The sequence below is a fragment of the Nonomuraea sp. SBT364 genome (assembly GCF_001083785.1).
In the GTDB taxonomy this organism is placed as follows: domain Bacteria; phylum Actinomycetota; class Actinomycetes; order Streptosporangiales; family Streptosporangiaceae; genus Nonomuraea.
The window spans coordinates 1-15,247 of record NZ_LAVL01000054.1 but is presented as its reverse complement, the minus strand read 5'-3'; the positions used below and the strand labels follow the sequence as shown (position 1 = coordinate 15,247).

General features: G+C 74.7%; 10 protein-coding genes. 5 read left to right on the top strand and 5 right to left on the bottom strand.

Annotation, left to right across the window (positions count from 1 at the left end; all coding sequences use genetic code 11):
- Positions 1 to 2: 2 nt before the first annotated feature.
- The 3 genes from ADY59_RS23670 to ADY59_RS23660 are packed head-to-tail and all read left to right on the top strand — an operon-like array spanning position 3 to position 3,663.
- Entirely contained in the window at positions 3 to 536 is a 534-nt protein-coding gene (locus ADY59_RS23670) for an RNA polymerase sigma factor (protein WP_049565654.1), read from the top strand.
- Positions 533 to 979 carry a hypothetical protein gene (locus ADY59_RS23665; RefSeq protein WP_049565650.1) on the top strand — a complete coding sequence of 149 codons (447 nt, stop codon included), beginning with the start codon at positions 533 to 535 and terminating at the stop codon, positions 977 to 979. Before ADY59_RS23670 ends, ADY59_RS23665 begins: the two co-directional genes overlap by 4 nt.
- Positions 976 to 3,663, top strand: coding sequence for a CHAT domain-containing protein (locus tag ADY59_RS23660; protein WP_156325685.1), 2,688 nt, complete (start codon positions 976 to 978; stop codon positions 3,661 to 3,663). Before ADY59_RS23665 ends, ADY59_RS23660 begins: the two co-directional genes overlap by 4 nt.
- Here the strand turns inward: ADY59_RS23660 and ADY59_RS23655 are convergent.
- The 4 genes from ADY59_RS23655 to ADY59_RS23640 all read right to left on the bottom strand — a co-directional run bounded on the left by ADY59_RS23655 (position 3,603) and on the right by ADY59_RS23640 (position 9,212).
- Entirely contained in the window at positions 3,603 to 4,430 is an 828-nt protein-coding gene (locus ADY59_RS23655) for a sulfurtransferase (RefSeq protein WP_049565645.1), read from the bottom strand. The two genes, ADY59_RS23660 and ADY59_RS23655, sit on opposite strands and share 61 nt — an antisense overlap.
- Positions 4,427 to 5,614, bottom strand: coding sequence for an alkaline phosphatase family protein (locus tag ADY59_RS23650; protein WP_049565642.1), 1,188 nt, complete (start codon positions 5,612 to 5,614; stop codon positions 4,427 to 4,429). The genes ADY59_RS23655 and ADY59_RS23650 overlap by 4 nt, the downstream gene beginning before the upstream one ends.
- 57 nt (positions 5,615 to 5,671) lie before the next feature.
- Entirely contained in the window at positions 5,672 to 6,262 is a 591-nt protein-coding gene (locus ADY59_RS23645) for a DUF5998 family protein (RefSeq protein ID WP_049565639.1), read from the bottom strand.
- A gap of 136 nt (positions 6,263 to 6,398) precedes the next feature.
- A complete protein-coding gene (locus ADY59_RS23640) occupies positions 6,399 to 9,212 on the bottom strand; it encodes a bifunctional GNAT family N-acetyltransferase/acetate--CoA ligase family protein (RefSeq protein WP_082310347.1) in 2,814 nt (937 codons plus the stop codon).
- 101 nt (positions 9,213 to 9,313) lie between these two features.
- Here ADY59_RS23640 and ADY59_RS23635 point away from each other — a divergent pair, with 101 nt between their 5' ends.
- Positions 9,314 to 10,207 carry a carbohydrate kinase family protein gene (locus ADY59_RS23635; protein WP_049565633.1) on the top strand — a complete coding sequence of 298 codons (894 nt, stop codon included), beginning with the start codon at positions 9,314 to 9,316 and terminating at the stop codon, positions 10,205 to 10,207.
- A 48-nt stretch (positions 10,208 to 10,255) separates the two neighbouring features.
- Here the strand turns inward: ADY59_RS23635 and ADY59_RS23630 are convergent, their stop codons facing one another.
- On the bottom strand, positions 10,256 to 12,343 hold the full coding sequence (locus tag ADY59_RS23630) for a RecQ family ATP-dependent DNA helicase (RefSeq protein ID WP_049565630.1): 2,088 nt from the start codon (positions 12,341 to 12,343) through the stop codon (positions 10,256 to 10,258).
- Between the two features lie 199 nt (positions 12,344 to 12,542).
- On the opposite strand from ADY59_RS23630, the gene ADY59_RS23625 reads away from it, so the two are divergent.
- Positions 12,543 to 15,026: a DNA gyrase/topoisomerase IV subunit A gene (locus ADY59_RS23625; RefSeq protein WP_231618851.1), complete on the top strand. Its 2,484-nt coding sequence runs from the start codon at positions 12,543 to 12,545 to the stop codon at positions 15,024 to 15,026.
- The last annotated feature ends 221 nt before the right edge of the window (positions 15,027 to 15,247 follow it).

The window sequence follows — 15,247 nt, the reverse complement described above, 5'->3', positions numbered from 1 at the left end:
GTATGCACGACACGCGCGATCCAGCGGAGCTGCTCGCGGCGGCGGCCGGCGGCGACCAGCAAGCCTGGGACCAGCTCGTGTTCCGGTTCGGGCCGCGGATGTGGGCGGTGGCCCGTTCCTGCGGTCTCGGCGACAGCGACGCGGCGGACGTGGTCCAGGGCGCGTGGCTGCGCCTGCTGGAGCACCTTCACGCGATCAGGGAGCCCGCGGCGGTGGGCGCGTGGCTGGCCACGACGACCCGTCGCGAAGCGCTCCAGCTCCTCCGGAAGCCGCCGCACAGCCCGGCCGCGGAGCCCCCGGCCGCCCCGGACCCGGCCTCGGCCGTGCTGGAGGCCGACGGCAACCGCCTGCTGTGGCAGACGGTCTCCACCCTGCACGAGCCCTGCCGCACCCTCCTCCGGCTGGTCGCGACCGATCTCGGCAGCCGGCAGATGGCCCAGCGCCTGGGCGTCCCGATCGGCAGCGTCGGCCCTACGAGGGCGCGCTGCCTGGAAAAACTGCGCACCCTGATCTCACTACAGGAGACGGTGCAATGATCAACGACGAATACTTCCTGGCGGCGCTCAGACTGGCCGCCGGGAGCGATCCGATCCCGGGGCACGTGAGCGCGGCCGCCCGCGACCTCTTCCGGCTCCGGGTCCCCAGCGCGGTCACCGCCGTCCCCGCCGAGTGCGCCGCCACGCGCGGCGTGCGGGGGGCGGAGGGGCCGCAGATGGTCCGCTTCGTCGCCGCCGGGCTCACCTTCGACCTGGAGGTGACGGTGGGCGACGGGCTCATCGACGTGGCGGGGCAGGTGTGCCCGGCTCCCGTCGACGGCACCCTCGTCGAGGTACGCACCCCGCATCTGACGCTCAGCAGGCGGCTGGCGCACGGCGGCCACTTCGCGGTCACCGGGCTGCCGCCGGGCTGGCTCAGCGTGGTGTGCCACCGCCCCGGTCACGCCCCCATCCAGACCCGGTGGGTCCGCATCCGCCCTTGAACGCCGAGGCTGACGTGACGACACCGGACCACCCGCGGGCCGCGTCCCCGGTCGTCGCCATGCTCGTGCGCGCGGCGGAGATGGCGGTGCTGCGTTCCGTGGTGGACCCGGAGCAGGCCCTGCGCGCCGGCCGTACGATCCTGAAGACGGCCGCGGCCACGGCAGGCAGCGCCGAGGCGACGGTGGTGGCGCTGCGGGCGATGGGGCTGGCCGAGCGCGAGCTCGGCGACCTGCGGGCGGCCGAGGAGCACCTCAGGCAGGCGATCGGCACCGTCGGGGCGCCCGGCGAGCGGCTCGCGCAGGCCCGGCTCTCGCTGGTCACGGTGCGCACCGAGCGCGGGCACCCGCTGCAGGCGCTGCGCGTCGCCGCGCTCGCGTGGGCCTACCTGTCGCCGCTCGACCGCGCCAAGCTCGACACGCAGCGGGCGGTCGCGCTGGCGTGCCTGGGCCGCTACCAGGAGGCGGTGGCCTCCTGCGACCGGGCGCTGCGGGCGCTGGTGGCCGCCCCCGGCACGGTCGACGACCGCAGGTTCCTGGCGGGCGGGCTGCTCAACCGGGGGCTGGTGCACGCCTACCGGGGCGACTGGGACGACGCGATGCGCGACATCAGCGCCTGCCTGGAGATCGCCCGGCACGCCGGGCTCCACCACCTGGCCCGGCTCGCCGCCGCCAACCTCCCCTTTCTCGCCGTACGACGCGGCGACGTCGGCGAGGCGTTCGCCCATTACCGCGCCGCCCAGGACACCCTGTTCGGCTTCACCGAGCGGCTGGCCACGATGCGCGCCGACTTCGCCGGCGCCCTGCTGGCCGCCCACCTGCCCGGCGAGGCCCGGGCGCTGCTCAGCCTGGCCGTGCCCGACCTGGAGAAGTCCGGCGGGCGCGTGGCGCTGGCCGAGGCGCGGCTCAAGCTCGCGCAGGTCGAGCTGCTGACCGGCGATGCCCGCGAGGCGATCGCGGTGGCCGAGCGGGCCGGCCGTGAGCTCATGGAGCAGGAGCGGCACACGTGGCTGCCGCTGGCCAGGGAGGTCGTGCTGCGGGCCAGGCTGACGCTGGAGCCGCCGACGCCCGAGCTGCTCACCGAGCTGATCGGGTGCGCGGGTGAGCTGGAACGCGACGCCGCCCACCTGGCCGGGGCGGCGGCGCTGCGGCTGGTGGCGGCCGAGACCGCGCTGGCCGTCGACGACCATCCGACGGCGTCGGCCCAGCTCGCCCGGCTCACCATGCACGCCAGGCCGCGCGAGCGGTGGATGCCGGCGGGCACCCGGCTGACGCCGCTGTCCTGTGAGCAGCAGGACCGGCAGCTCGCGCAGGCGGCTCAGGTGCCCGCCGTGGTGCGGCAGCACGCGCTGGCTCTGGAGGCGTCGCTGCAGGAGGACGTTCCGGGCGCCTTCCGCGCGATCCGGGACGGCCTGGCCGAGATGGGCGGGCAGATGGACACCCTCGACGACCCGTCGCTGCGCGCCCACGCGGCCCGCTCGGGCGAGCGGCTGGCGGCGTTCGGGCTGCGGCTGGCCGTCCGCGACGGCGGCGCCGACGAGGTGTTCGAGTGGGCCGAGCGGTGGCGGGCGGTGGCCGCGCCGGCGCACGCCCGCCCGCTGACCGGCCCCGGGCCGCTGCGCGGCGCGCTGGGCCGGGCCGCGCTGGTGGAGTACGTCACCGACGAGGGGACGCTGCTGGCCGTGGTCGTCACCGGCGAGCGGGTGACGCTGCGGCGGCTCGGCGGGCTGCGTGCCGTGGCCGAGACGCTCGTCCGGCTGCGCTACTCGCTGCGCCGCGCCAGCCTGCGCGAGGGCGGCGCCGGCCCGCCGCAGCCGATCGACGCCATCGGGGCCGAGCTCGGACGTCAGCTGCTCGGGCCCCTCGCCGACGAGCTCGGTGACCGGCCGCTCGTCCTGGTGCCGACCGGGGTGCTGCACACGCTGCCCTGGGGCGCGTTGCCGTACCTGCGCGAACGTCCGGTGAGCGTGGCGGCGAGCGCGGCCGGGTGGCTGGCGGCGAGCGGGCGGGCCGCCGTGAGCGGGCCGCCGTCCGTGGTCGCGGCGGCCGGGCCGGGGCTCGCGCACGCCGAGGAGGAGGTGCGGCGGGTGCTCGCCCGCCACCCCGGCGCCCGCCCGGTGCCCGCGCGCCGGGACGCCGTGCTGGAGGCGCTGGCCGGCGCGGACGTGCTGCACCTGGCCGCTCACGGCGTGTTCCACGCGCGCAGCCCGCTGCTGTCCGGGATCACGCTGGCGGACGGCCCGCTCATGGCGTACGACCTGCTGCAGGTGACGCGGGCGCCGAGGCTGGTGGTGCTGTCGTCCTGCGACTCGGGGATGGCGCGCACGCCCGCCGACGGGGCGCCGCTCGGGCTGGCCGGCACGTTCCTGGCCCGGGGGGCCGCCTGCGTGGTGGCGGGGATGGTGCCGGTGGGCGACGAGGACGCGCTGGCGCTCATGACGAGCTTCCACGAGCTGCTCGCCACCGGTCGTCCGCCCGCCGAGGCTCTGGCCTCCGCCTCGGCGGCGACGGGGGTGCCGGGCTTCGTCTGCTTCGGCGCCGGTCACCAGCCACTCGTCCGGCCCGCCGCGCTGCACGAGCGGGCCGCGCCGGCCGCGCTGGACGGGGCGGCTGCCGGTGGGGGCGGTCAGCCGGTGGCGACGGGCCTGGTGGGGTCGGCGACCCAGCTGGACCACGAGCCCACGTAGAGGGCGGCGTCGATCCCGGCGACGGCCAGGGCGAGCACCTCGTGGGCGGCCGTCACGCCGGACCCGCAGTAGGCGCCGACCGGCACGCCTGCGGTCACGCCCAGCCCGGCGAAGCGGACCCGCAGCACGTCGGGTGCTGGGAAGCGGCCGTCGGGGCCGACGTTCGCGGTGGTCGGGGCGCTGACGGCGCCGGGGATGTGCCCGGCCACCGGGTCGATCGGCTCCGTCTCGCCCCGGTAGCGCTCCTCCGCCCGGGCGTCGAGCAGCACGCCGGAACCGGCCAGCGCCGCGGCCTGGTCGGCGTCGAGCACCGGCATCCCGCCCGGCGTGGCGGTGAAGTCGCCGGGCTCCGGCCCGGGCTCGTCCTTGGTCACCGGCAGCCCGGCCGCGATCCAGGCCGGCAGGCCGCCGTCGAGCACCCGCACGTCGGGGTGGCCGAAGTAACGCAGCGTCCACCAGGCCCGCGCGGCCACGGTGGCGCCCGCGTCGTCGTACACCACCACGGGCCGCCCGCCGGACACGCCGAGCCGCCGCATCGCCCGCCCGAACTCCTCCGCGCCGGGCAGCGGGTGCCGCCCGCCCGCGCCGGGCGGCCCGGCCAGGTCGGCGTCGAGGTCGCAGTAGACGGCGCCGGGCACGTGGCCCTCACGGTAGAGCCCGATCCCGGGCGGGCCGCCGAGCCGCCAGCGCACGTCGAGCACGCTCACCGTGCCGCCCAGCGCGGCCAGGTCCTCCGGGGTGACCAGCGGAGTGATCAGCGGGCTCATCGGCGGGATACCTCCACAAGTGGTACGAGTTGCTCGGCGGCGGTCATGGAGCCGTGGTAACCGGTGAAGAGCGCCTCGATCCGATGCGCGGCCGGGGCGATGATCGCCAGGTCAGTGTAGGGGACGGCGACCACGTCACCGATGCGGCCGAGCCACTCGTCGCGCACTTTCGGCCCGAACCAGCCGGCCTCGACCGCCTCCTCGCGCGGCACCACCCAGGCCCGCCCCCGTAACGTCGCCTCCCACGCGTCGAGCACGTCCGCGGCGGCGCCCGGCTCGGCGTAGACGTGCCGGGCGCGGGCCTCGCCGCCGAGCATCGCCACGCCGCGGGTCAGCTCCGGTGTCGCCTCGGCGTCGAGCTTGTCGGTGGCGTTGACCATGCCGTGGTCGGCGGTCACGTACAGGGCGGCGCCGTCGGGCAGGCCCTCGGCCAGCCGCGCCGCCATGCGGTCGACGATCGCCAGCTCGCGCAGCCACTCGTCGCTGCCCCACCCGGTCAGGTGCCCGGCCGCGTCGAGGTCGCCGTAGTAGACCGTGACGTGGGCGCGTGGCCTCGCCAGCTCCGCCAGGGCCCTGGTGACCCGGTCGTCCGCGGTCTCGGCCGGCGCGTAGCGGACGCCCCGGTAGACGGCGCCGGTCAGGCCGCTGCCCTCGAACTCGGCGGGGGCCACGTACGCCGGCTCGATCCCGGCCGCGGCGGCCCGCTGGTAGACGGTGGGGCTCGGCTGCCACTCGGCCGGGTCCATCGGCATCCCGGTCCAGCGCAGGCAGTTGAACAGCCGTCCGGCGCCGGGCACGGCGAGCGTGAGGCCGAGCATGCCGTGCTCGCCCGGCGGCAGCCCCGTCCCCAGCGAGCACAGGCTCGTCACGGTCGTCGCGGGAAAGCCGGCGGTCAGGGTGGCGGGCGTCGCGAGGGCCGTCCCGGCGGCACGGGCGGGTGCGGCGGCGGCCGCGGCTGTCTTGGCTGCGGCTGATTCGGCGGCGGCTGTGAGGAAGGGGGCGGTGCCGGCGTGGGCGCGCAGGAGCTCCGCGCCGAGGCCGTCGACGAGGAACAGGCAGGTGCGCGTGGCGGGCGCGATCGCCAGCGGGTTGGGCTCGTCGAGGCCGAGCGCCGCCAGCAGGGAACGGGCGAGATCCGGCAGGGAGGCCCCGCCGTAGGCCGGCACCAGCGGCACGCGTCGCATGCCCCGATCCTAGCCACCGCGGCGCCGCCCACCCAGGGCTCGGCCGTGCCGTGCGGCTCAGGCGGCGGCGCGGGCCGTGGCCTCCGACAGGGCCTTGGCGAAGGCGAGGACGTGGGTGACCGCCTCGGGGCCGTCGGCGGCCTCGCTGACGCGCAGGGAGAGGTCGTCGGCGGTGATGGCGCCGGTGTAGCCGTGGTCGGCCTCGCAGTTCTCGTCGCCGCACGTGGCGGGCTCCAGGTCGACGTGGGAGATGGCGCCCCAGCCGATGGTGAGCGTCGCCTCGGTGGGCGGCACGCCGGGGACGTAGGAGGCCGGGTCGGGGACCACCCGGGTCACCGCGACCGACTGGACCCGGCTCAGCCGCACCGCCTCCGTGGTCGTGGACGCGTGCGCCGTCGAGACCCCCTCCACCGCCGGGTGCTCGTCGGTGTGGCACACCAGCAGCCTCGTGCCCGTGAGCACCAGCACGGTGACGTGCCGGCGCACCTCCATCGCGGGATCGAAGGTGGCCTCGTGATGGACCACGAACGCGGTCACGGCCTCCTTGCCCAGCGCGGATTCGACCGCATCGGTGACGAGGTCGGGATAATAGCCGCTGCGTTCGATCGCTTCACGCAGGCCCGCGGCTGAGACTCGGGTTTCCCTCATGGATCCAGTTTGCCAGGGCCTCGCAGTGCACTCACCCGCCAGATATAACGCTCTATAACGTCTTCAATACTGATATTTCGCCTCATCGGCCGGGGCAGGAGCGCGTGACCGGGGGTTCCCGGGCGGGACGAGCGGGTCAGCCCAGGCGGCGCGGGCCGCCGTCGAGCCGGGGACCGGGGGGGGTGCGGAGGATCGCCCGGGCGCCGAGGACGATGACGCCGCTCTCGCCGACCAGGACCTGGTCCAGGTCCAGCCTGGCCAGCTCCGGCAGGTCGTGCGCGAGGCGGCCCACCCTGACCAGGAGATCCTCCAGGGCGTCGACGGCGACCGGCGGGTAGCCGTACTCGCCGAAGAGCAGCGGCGCGGCACGTACGGAGCGCACCAGGCCGGCGGCGTCCTCGCGGGTGAGCGGCGCGAGCCGGAACCCCTGGTCGAGGAGGAGGCGCGCGGTCACCTCGCCCAGCCCGAACGACACGACGGGCCCGAACGCCGGGTCCTCGACGACGCTCACGACCGTGGGCACGGCGGGCTGCGGGGCCATCCGCTGCACGGCCAGCTCCGTGGCGTCGCCGAACTGCCGGGCGAACTCGGTGTACGCGTGCCGCACGCTCCCGGCGGTGGACAGGCCGAGGCGTACGGTCCCGGCCCGGCGGGACGCGCCGGGGTCGGCGACCTTGAGCACCACCGGCCACCCGAGGCGCTCGGCGGCGGCCACGGCCTCGTCCGGCGACCGCACCACCTCGGCCGGCCACACGCCTAGCCCGTAACAGGCGAGCAGTTCGGCCGCGTCGGCCTGCACCGGCGGCCCGGCCTCCGCGAAGGCCCCCACCTCCGCCCCTGCTGCCTGACCGGACGGGCCCGGATCGCGGGGGGAGCCGCCCGGAGACGCGGCGCCGTAAGGCGACCCGGCGGCGGGCTCTGCGGGGGTGGTCTTCTCGGTGCCGCCCGGCTCGGGGCTGAGGGTGCGGTGGACGAGGGCTTGGGCGCGGGCGGTGTCGATGTCCTCCAGGTCCGTCGGGGGGACTGCGGGGCGGGCGCGCCAGGCCGCGTAGCGGACCGCGTGGGACAGGGCGCGTACCGCCTCCTCCGGGGCCGCGTAGGAGGGGATGGAGCCGCGCGAGGGGACCGGGCCGGTCCGCAGGCAGGAGTGCATGCCGAGATGCCCCTGGAAGGTGGCGAGGACGGGCTTGGCCGAACCCTGCGAAACCTCCAGGAGCCGGGCCGCGATCCCGGCGGCGTCACCGGGGATGGGCGGCATGTAGATCACGACCGCCGCGTCCACCTCGGGTGAGGCCAGCTCCGCCGCGAGAGCCGTACCGAATTCGGCGGCCCCGGCGGCGGGCCCGAGGTTGGCCGGGGGGCGCGGCGCGAGGCCGGCGGCGACGCAGGCGTCGGCGGCGAGCAGGCCGAGCGCGTCGGAGTTGGTGACCAGGGCGACGCGCGGCCCCGCGGGCAGCGGCTGGTAGGCCAGGAGCTGGCCGACGTCGAAGAGCTCGATGAGGTCGGCGACCCGGATCAGCCCGGCCTGCTCGAACAGCGAGCTGACGGCGGAGTCGGGCAGCCCGAGCTCCTCGGCGGAGTGGCCGGCCGGGGTGCCGCCGCTCTTGACCACGACGATGGGCTTGGTGCGCGCGATGCGCCGCGCCAGGCGGGTGAACTTGCGCGGGTTGCCCAGGGACTCCAGGTAGAGCAGGATCACCTCGGTCGCCTCGTCCTCCTCCCAGTACTGGAGCAGGTCGTTGCCCGACACGTCGGCCCGGTTGCCCGCCGAGACGAACGACGAGATGCCCATGCCGCGCTGCTTGACGCGCTGCAGGAGCGCGGTGCCGAGGGCGCCCGACTGGCTGAAGAAGCCGACCCGCCCTCGGCCGGGTACGGTGGCGGCGAGGGTGGCGTTCAGCTTGACGGCGGGGTCGGTGTTGGCGATGCCCAGGCAGTTGGGGCCGACCACGCGCAGGCCGTAGGAGCGGGCGATGCGGGCGAGCTCGTCCTGCCTGGCCCGGCCCCGGCTGCCGGTCTCGCCGAACCCGGACGACACCACGACGAGGCCGTGCACGCCCTTCTCGGCGCACTCCTTGACCACGTCGAGGACGCTCTCGGCGGGCACGGCGACGATGGCGAGGTCCACCTCGTCGTCGATGGCGGACACGCTCGGGTAGGCGCGCACCCCGGCCATCGCGCGGACCTCGCGGTGCACGGGGTAGACGGGCCCGGTGAAGTCGGCGGCGAGCAGGTTGCGCAGCACGGTCTGGCCGACGCCGCCCGGCTCGCGGGAGGCGCCGATGACGGCGACCGAGCCGGGCGTGAGCAGCCGGGCGATCGAGCGGGCCTCGGCGCGGTGCTCGCGGGCGGCGGTGACCTCGGTGGCGGTCTCGGTCGGGGTGAGGTCGAGCGTCATGCGCACGACGCCGTCCGCGAAGCTGCTCTCGGCGGTGTAGCCGGCCTGGCGCAGCACGCCCATCATCTTCATGTTGGCGGGCAGCACGTCGGCGACGAAACGCTCGATGCCGCGTTCGCGGGCGGTGGCGGCCAGGTGTTCGAGCAGCACGGAGGCCACTCCCCTGCCCTGGTGGGCGTCCTCGACGAGGAAGGCCACCTCGGCCTCGCCCGGGCCGGTGCGGTCGTAACGGATGACCGCCACCATCTCCGTCCCGATCGTGGCGATCAGGGCGACGCGGCTCTCGTAGTCGACGGTGGTGAACCAGGCGACCTCCCGGTCCGACAGCCGGGGCCGCGGCCCGAAGAACCGGAAGTAGATCGACTCCGCCGACAGCCGCGAGTAGAAGGCGCGCAACCGGTCTGCGTCCGCGGGCCTGATCGGGCGCACGTGCGCGGTGCCTCCGTCGGCCAGGACGACGTCGGCTTCCCAATGGGCCGGATACTGTGCCTCCACAGTCCCGAGCGTAAACCCGCGTCCCACATCCCAAGAAGTTGGGCAACGCTTGTGCATCGACTCAGGCCCGGTGTCGGGGGTCCGCCACACGAACCGGCTGGAAGCTGTTAGTTTTGCCGTGGCCAGGCTCGATCTGTAGGCAGCAAGGTGGTGGCATCATGACGCGGGTCGTCGTGGTGGGCGATCTCATGACCGACGCGGTGGCGCGCGCCCGTTATGCGCTCGCCAGGGCGAGCGACACCCCGGCGATCGTCACGATGCACGGTGGCGGCTCCGGGGCCAACATCGCCTCGTGGCTAGCCGTCGAGGGCGCGGAGGTGGCCTTCATCGGCCGCCGGGGCGCCGACATCACGGGGCGCAACCGCGACATGGAGCTGATGGGCTACGGCGTCGACGCCCGGCTCGTCATGGACCCTGAGCGGCCGACCGGCACCTGCGTGGTGCTCGTCACGCACAAGGGCGAGCGCACCATGCTGTCCGACCCGGGCGCCAACGCCGCCCTGTCGCCGGAGGACCTGCCGCGTGACCTGTTCAACGGCGGCGGCCACCTGCACCTGTCGGGCTACACGCTGATCAACGAGGGCTCGCGTGACGCGGGCCTCGCCGCGCTCGACATGGCCCGCCGCTCGGGGATGTCGATCTCCGTCGACTGCGCCTCGTCAGCGCCTCTGGAGCGTACGGGGGCCGAGCCGTTCCTGGAGTGGACCAACGGCGCCAAGCTGCTGTTCGCCAACATCGACCAGGCCAAGGTGCTGACCGGGCGTGACGATCCGGAGGCCGCGGCCAAGGTGCTCACGGCGTGGTTCCCGCAGGTGGTCATCAAGATGACCGCCGAGGGCGCGCTGTGGTTCGGCAACGGGCGGCCCGAGCCGGTCCATGTGCCGGCCGAGCCGGTCGACCGGATCGTCGACGGCACGGGCGCGGGTGACGCGTTCTGCGCCGGGTTCCTGCCGGCCTGGCTGGCGGGCAAGCCGCCGGCGGAGTCGCTGGGGGCCGGCTGTGCCCTGGCCGCCAAGGCGATCGTGCACCTCGGCGCCCGCCTCCGCCTCTAGCCCGCGCCGGGCTTGCGGGCCCGGAGCTGCCTTCCGGTGCCGGACGGGTCAGGACGTGGTGGCCAGGACGAGCGGGAGGACGGCGGGCGCGCCCGCGTGACGCACCAGGGCTGCGGCCAGCGTCATCGTCCAGCCGGTGTCGACCCGGTCGTCGATCAGCAGCACCGGCCCGCCGCAGGCGGCCACGGCGGCGCCCACCTCGCGCGGCATGGCCAGCGTCGCCCGGACGGCCTGCACCCGCTTGGCGCTGTTGAACTGCTGCCCCGGCGGCCCCGACCGGTAGCCGAGCTCACCCAGGTAGGACAGCCGCCCCACCTGCGCGAGCCGCTCGGCGAAGCCGCGTACCAGCAGCGGCCGCGACGCCGACGGCAGGCTGACCACGGCCACCGGCCGCTCGCGCCACTCCCAGGCGGACAGGACCTTGATCACGGCCGCGAACATGTCGTCGGCCATCGGCCCGTCGGCCCCGGCGAACAGCTCGCGCAGCCGGTTGCCCCAGCCGATGTCGGTGAGCCGGCCCAGCGCCCGGCCCGGCTCGGCGCCCAGCTCGGGCTTGATCCGGCCGGACAGGTCGGCCAGCCCGGTCGGCCACTGCTTGCGGGCCTCGATGTCGACGCCGGGCCTGCTCAGCCGCTCACGGGCGGTCTCGACGGCCCCGGCGGCGATCTCCGGTGAGCGGTGCCGCCCGGTGCAGTTGTCGCAGCGCCCGCACGGCCGGGCGGCCTCGTCGTCGAGCCGCCTGCGCAGGTATTCCTCGCGGCAGTCGGTGGTGGTGAGGTAGCCGAGCATGGCGTCCTGCTCGGCCTTGCGCTCGGCGGCGATGCGGGCGTAGCGCTCGGCGTCGTAGGCCCACTCCTCGCCGGTGGCCTCCCAGCCGCCCTTGACCCTGCGCACCGCGCCGTCGACGTCGAGGACCTTGAGCATCATCTCCAGCCGGCTGCGGCTGAGGTCGACGGCGGTCTCCAGGGCCTGGGTGGACATGACGCCCCGCTCGGCCAGCGTCTCCAGCACGGTGCGCACCACCGGCTCCGGCGGGAACGCCAGCGACGTGAAGTAGGCCCAGATGTCGCGGTCCTCGGTGCCGGGCAGCAGGATGACCTCGGCCCGCTCCACCCCGCGCCCGGCGCGGCCGACCTGCTGGTAGTAGGCGACCGGCGACTGCGGCGCGCCCACGTGCACGACGAACCCCAGGTCGGGCTTGTCGAACCCCATCCCGAGCGCGCTGGTGGCGACCAGCGCCTTGATCTTGTTGTTGAGCAGCGCCTCCTCGGCCGCCAGCCGCTCGGCCGGGTCGGTCTGGCCGGAGTAGGCGGCCACCTCGTGACCCTGCTCACGCAGGTAGCTCGCGATCTCGTGGGCGGCGGCCACGGTGAGCGTGTAGACGATGCCGGAGCCGGGCAGCTCGCGCAGCGTCTGCGCCAGCCAGGCCAGCCGCTGCTCGGCCGACGGGAGCCGCACGACGCCCAGGTGGAGGCTCTCGCGCTCCAGCGGGCCGCGCAGCACCAGGGTGTCCTCGCCCATCTGCTCGGCCACGTCGCGGGTGACGCGGGCGTTGGCCGTGGCGGTGGTGGCCAGCACCGGGATGCCGGGCGGCAGCTCCTCGAAGAGGGTGGCCAGCCTGCGGTAGTCGGGCCGGAAGTCGTGGCCCCAGTCGGAGATGCAGTGGGCCTCGTCGACGACCACCAGCCCGGCGCTCTCGGCCAGCTCGGGCAGCACGTTGTCGCGGAAGTCGGGGTTGTTGAGCCGTTCGGGGCTGACCAGCAGCACGTCGACGAGGCCGTCGGCGACCTGGCCGTAGACCTCCTCCCACGCCTCGGGGTTGGCCGAGTTGATGGTCACGGCGCGGATGCCGGCGCGCTCGGCGGCGGCGATCTGGTTGCGCATGAGGGCCAGCAGCGGCGACACGATGACGGTCGGCCCCTCGCCGAGCTCGCGCAGCAGGGCGGTGGCCACGAAGTAGACGGCCGACTTGCCCCAGCCGGTGCGCTGCACCACGAGCACCCGCCGCCGGTCGACGACCAGCGCCTCGATGGCCTTCCACTGGTCGTCGCGGAGGCGGGCGTGCTCGCCGGCCAGCGCGCGCAGTTTGGCCTCGGCCTCTTCGCGCAGCATCGCGGCGTCGGGGGCGTCAATCATGTGTCCTTGTTACCAGGTTTCCCCGACGGTTCGCGCCTGCGGACGCGCTTCCGCGAGGGCTCGCGGGCGCTGATCGCGCGCGAGACGCGGGCGATTCGTCCCAAGATCAGCCATAAAAGTGATCATGTCGCCGCCCGATCCGCACGCCAACCCGCGATGAAGTCGCGGGCACCCACGTCTCTTCGGCACAATGTTCGACATGGCCCGACGTACCCCTGCACCCCCGACTGAGGATTTCGAAGAGCGGATCGTCGACATCGACGTCTCCTCGGAGATGCGCACGAGCTTCCTCGAGTACGCGTATTCGGTGATCTACCAGCGTGCGCTGCCCGACGCCCGTGACGGTCTCAAGCCGGTGCAGCGGCGCATCCTCTACTCGATGAGCGAGATGGGCCTGCGCCCCGACCGGGGGCACGTCAAGTCCTCCCGGGTCGTCGGAGACGTGATGGGCAAGCTCCATCCGCACGGCGACACCGCCATCTACGACGCGGTGGTGCGCCTGGCGCAGCCGTTCTCGATGCGGCTGCCGCTGGTCGACGGGCACGGCAACTTCGGCTCGCCCGACGACCTGCCCGCCGCCATGCGTTACACCGAGGCCAGGCTGGCCCCGGCCGCGATGCTCATGGTGGAGTCGCTCGACGAGGACACCGTCGACTTCAAGCCCAACTACGACGGCCAGGAGACCGAGCCCACGGTCATGCCGTCGGCGTTCCCCAACCTGCTGGTCAACGGCACGACAGGCATCGCGGTCGGCATGGCGACCAACATGGCCCCGCACAACCTGGCCGAGGTCGTGGCCGCCGCGCGTCATCTGATCAAGAAGCCCGACGCCACCCTCGACGAGCTGATGAAGTTCGTGCCCGGGCCCGACCTGCCGACCGGCGGCACGATCATCGGCCTGCAGGGGGTGCGTGACGCCTACGAGAGCGGACGCGGCACGTTCCGGATGCGGGCCAAGTGCGCGGTCGAGCAGATCACGCCGCGCCGCAAGGGCATCATCGTCACCGAGCTGCCCTACAACGTGGGCCCCGAGCGCGTGGTCACCAAGATCAAAGAGTTGGTGACCAGCAAGAAGCTGCAGGGCATCGCCGACCTCAAGGACCTCACCGACCGGCACAAGGGCCTGCGCCTGGTCATCGAGATCAAGAACGGCTTCATCCCCGAGGCGGTGCTCGACGAGCTCTACCGGCTGACGCCGATGGAGGAGACCTTCGGCATCAACAACGTCGCGCTGGTCGACGGCGAACCGCGCACGCTGGGCCTGCGCGAGCTGCTGCAGGTCTACGTCAACCACCGCATCGAGGTCGTCCGCCGCCGCTCCGAATACCGGCGCCGCAAGCGCGAGGACCGCCTCCACCTGGTCGACGGCCTCATCGTCGCGCTGCTCAACATCGACGAGGTCATCCAGGTCATCCGCACCTCCGACGACTCCGGGCAGGCCCGCGCGCGCCTGATGGAGGTCTTCGACCTGACCGACATCCAGGCCGCCTACATCCTCGACACCCCGCTGCGCCGCCTGACCCGCTACGACAAGCTGGAGCTCGACCGCGAGAAGGAGACGCTGACCGACGAGATCGCCGAGCTGACGGGCATCCTGTCGTCGGAGACCCGGCTGCGTCAGGTCGTCTCCGCCGAGCTGGCCGACGTGGCCAAGAAATACGCCACGCCGCGCCGCACGGTGCTGCTGGAGGCGTCCGGCGTCACCCGCACCGCGACGGTCGAGCTGCAGGTGGCCGACGACCCGTGCCTGGCGCTGCTGTCGTCCACGGGCCTGCTGGCCCGCACCTCCGCCGCCGACCCGCTGCCCGCCACCGGTGACCGCACCGCGCACGACGTGCTGGTCTCCGTGGTGCGCACGACCGTCAGGGGCGAGGTGGGTGTCGTCACGTCGCTGGGCCGGCTCATCCGCGTCCAGGTGGTCGACCTGCCCACCCTCCCGCCGTCGGCCAGCCCGCCGTCGCTGTCGGGCGGGCATCCCGTCGCCGAGTACGTGTCCCTCCAGCCCGACGAGACCGTGGTCGGCCTGGGCTCCCTCGATCCCGATGGCCCCGGGCTGGCGCTGGGCACCGCCCAGGGCGTGGTGAAACGGGTGGTGCCCGACTATCCGGCCAACCGCGACGACTTCGAGGTGATCACCCTCAAGGACGGCGACCTCGTGGTGGGCGCGGCCGAGCTCGAGTCCGAGGATCACGACCTGGTGTTCATCAGCTCCGACGCCCAGCTCCTGCGCTACCAGGCGGCGCACGTACGGCCCCAGGGGCGGCCCGCGGGCGGCATGGCGGGCATCCGGCTCGACGGCGGGGCCCGGGTGATCTGGTTCGGCGTCGTCGACCCGTCCCGGCCCGGCCAGGTGGTCACCGTCGCCGGCTCCTCCACCGCGCTGCCGGGCACCCAGGTGGGTGGCGGCAAGGTGTCCGACTACGCCGAGTTCCCCGCCAAGGGGCGGGCCACGGGCGGCGTGCGCGCCCAGCGCTTCCTCAAGGGCGAGGACGTCCTGCTGCTCGCCTGGGCCGGGCCGGCCCCGGCCAAGGCCGTCTCCTCGGTCGGCAAGCCGGTGCCGCTCCCGGACGAGATCGGGCGCCGCGACGGCTCCGGCGTCCGCCTCACCCACACCATCGGCGCCATCGGCGGCGCCCTCGCCGCCGGCCCCGACGACCCGGGCGCTTCCCCGGAAACCGACTGACCCCTCGTCCGCGCCGCCCCTCGGGACTTCCCGAGGGGCACCCGGCCGGCGCCTTCCTTCGGAGGGCGCCCGGCTCCCTCCCAGGCGAGGCAGGTCGGCGGGCGCTCCCAGAGGCCCCTGAGACAGCCGGGCGACGCACCACCGTGTGCCGACCCAGCGAACGGCCACACCGAAGCCCCACCGGGGCCACAGCCCCAGGCGAAGCCCGCCCACCTCCCTGC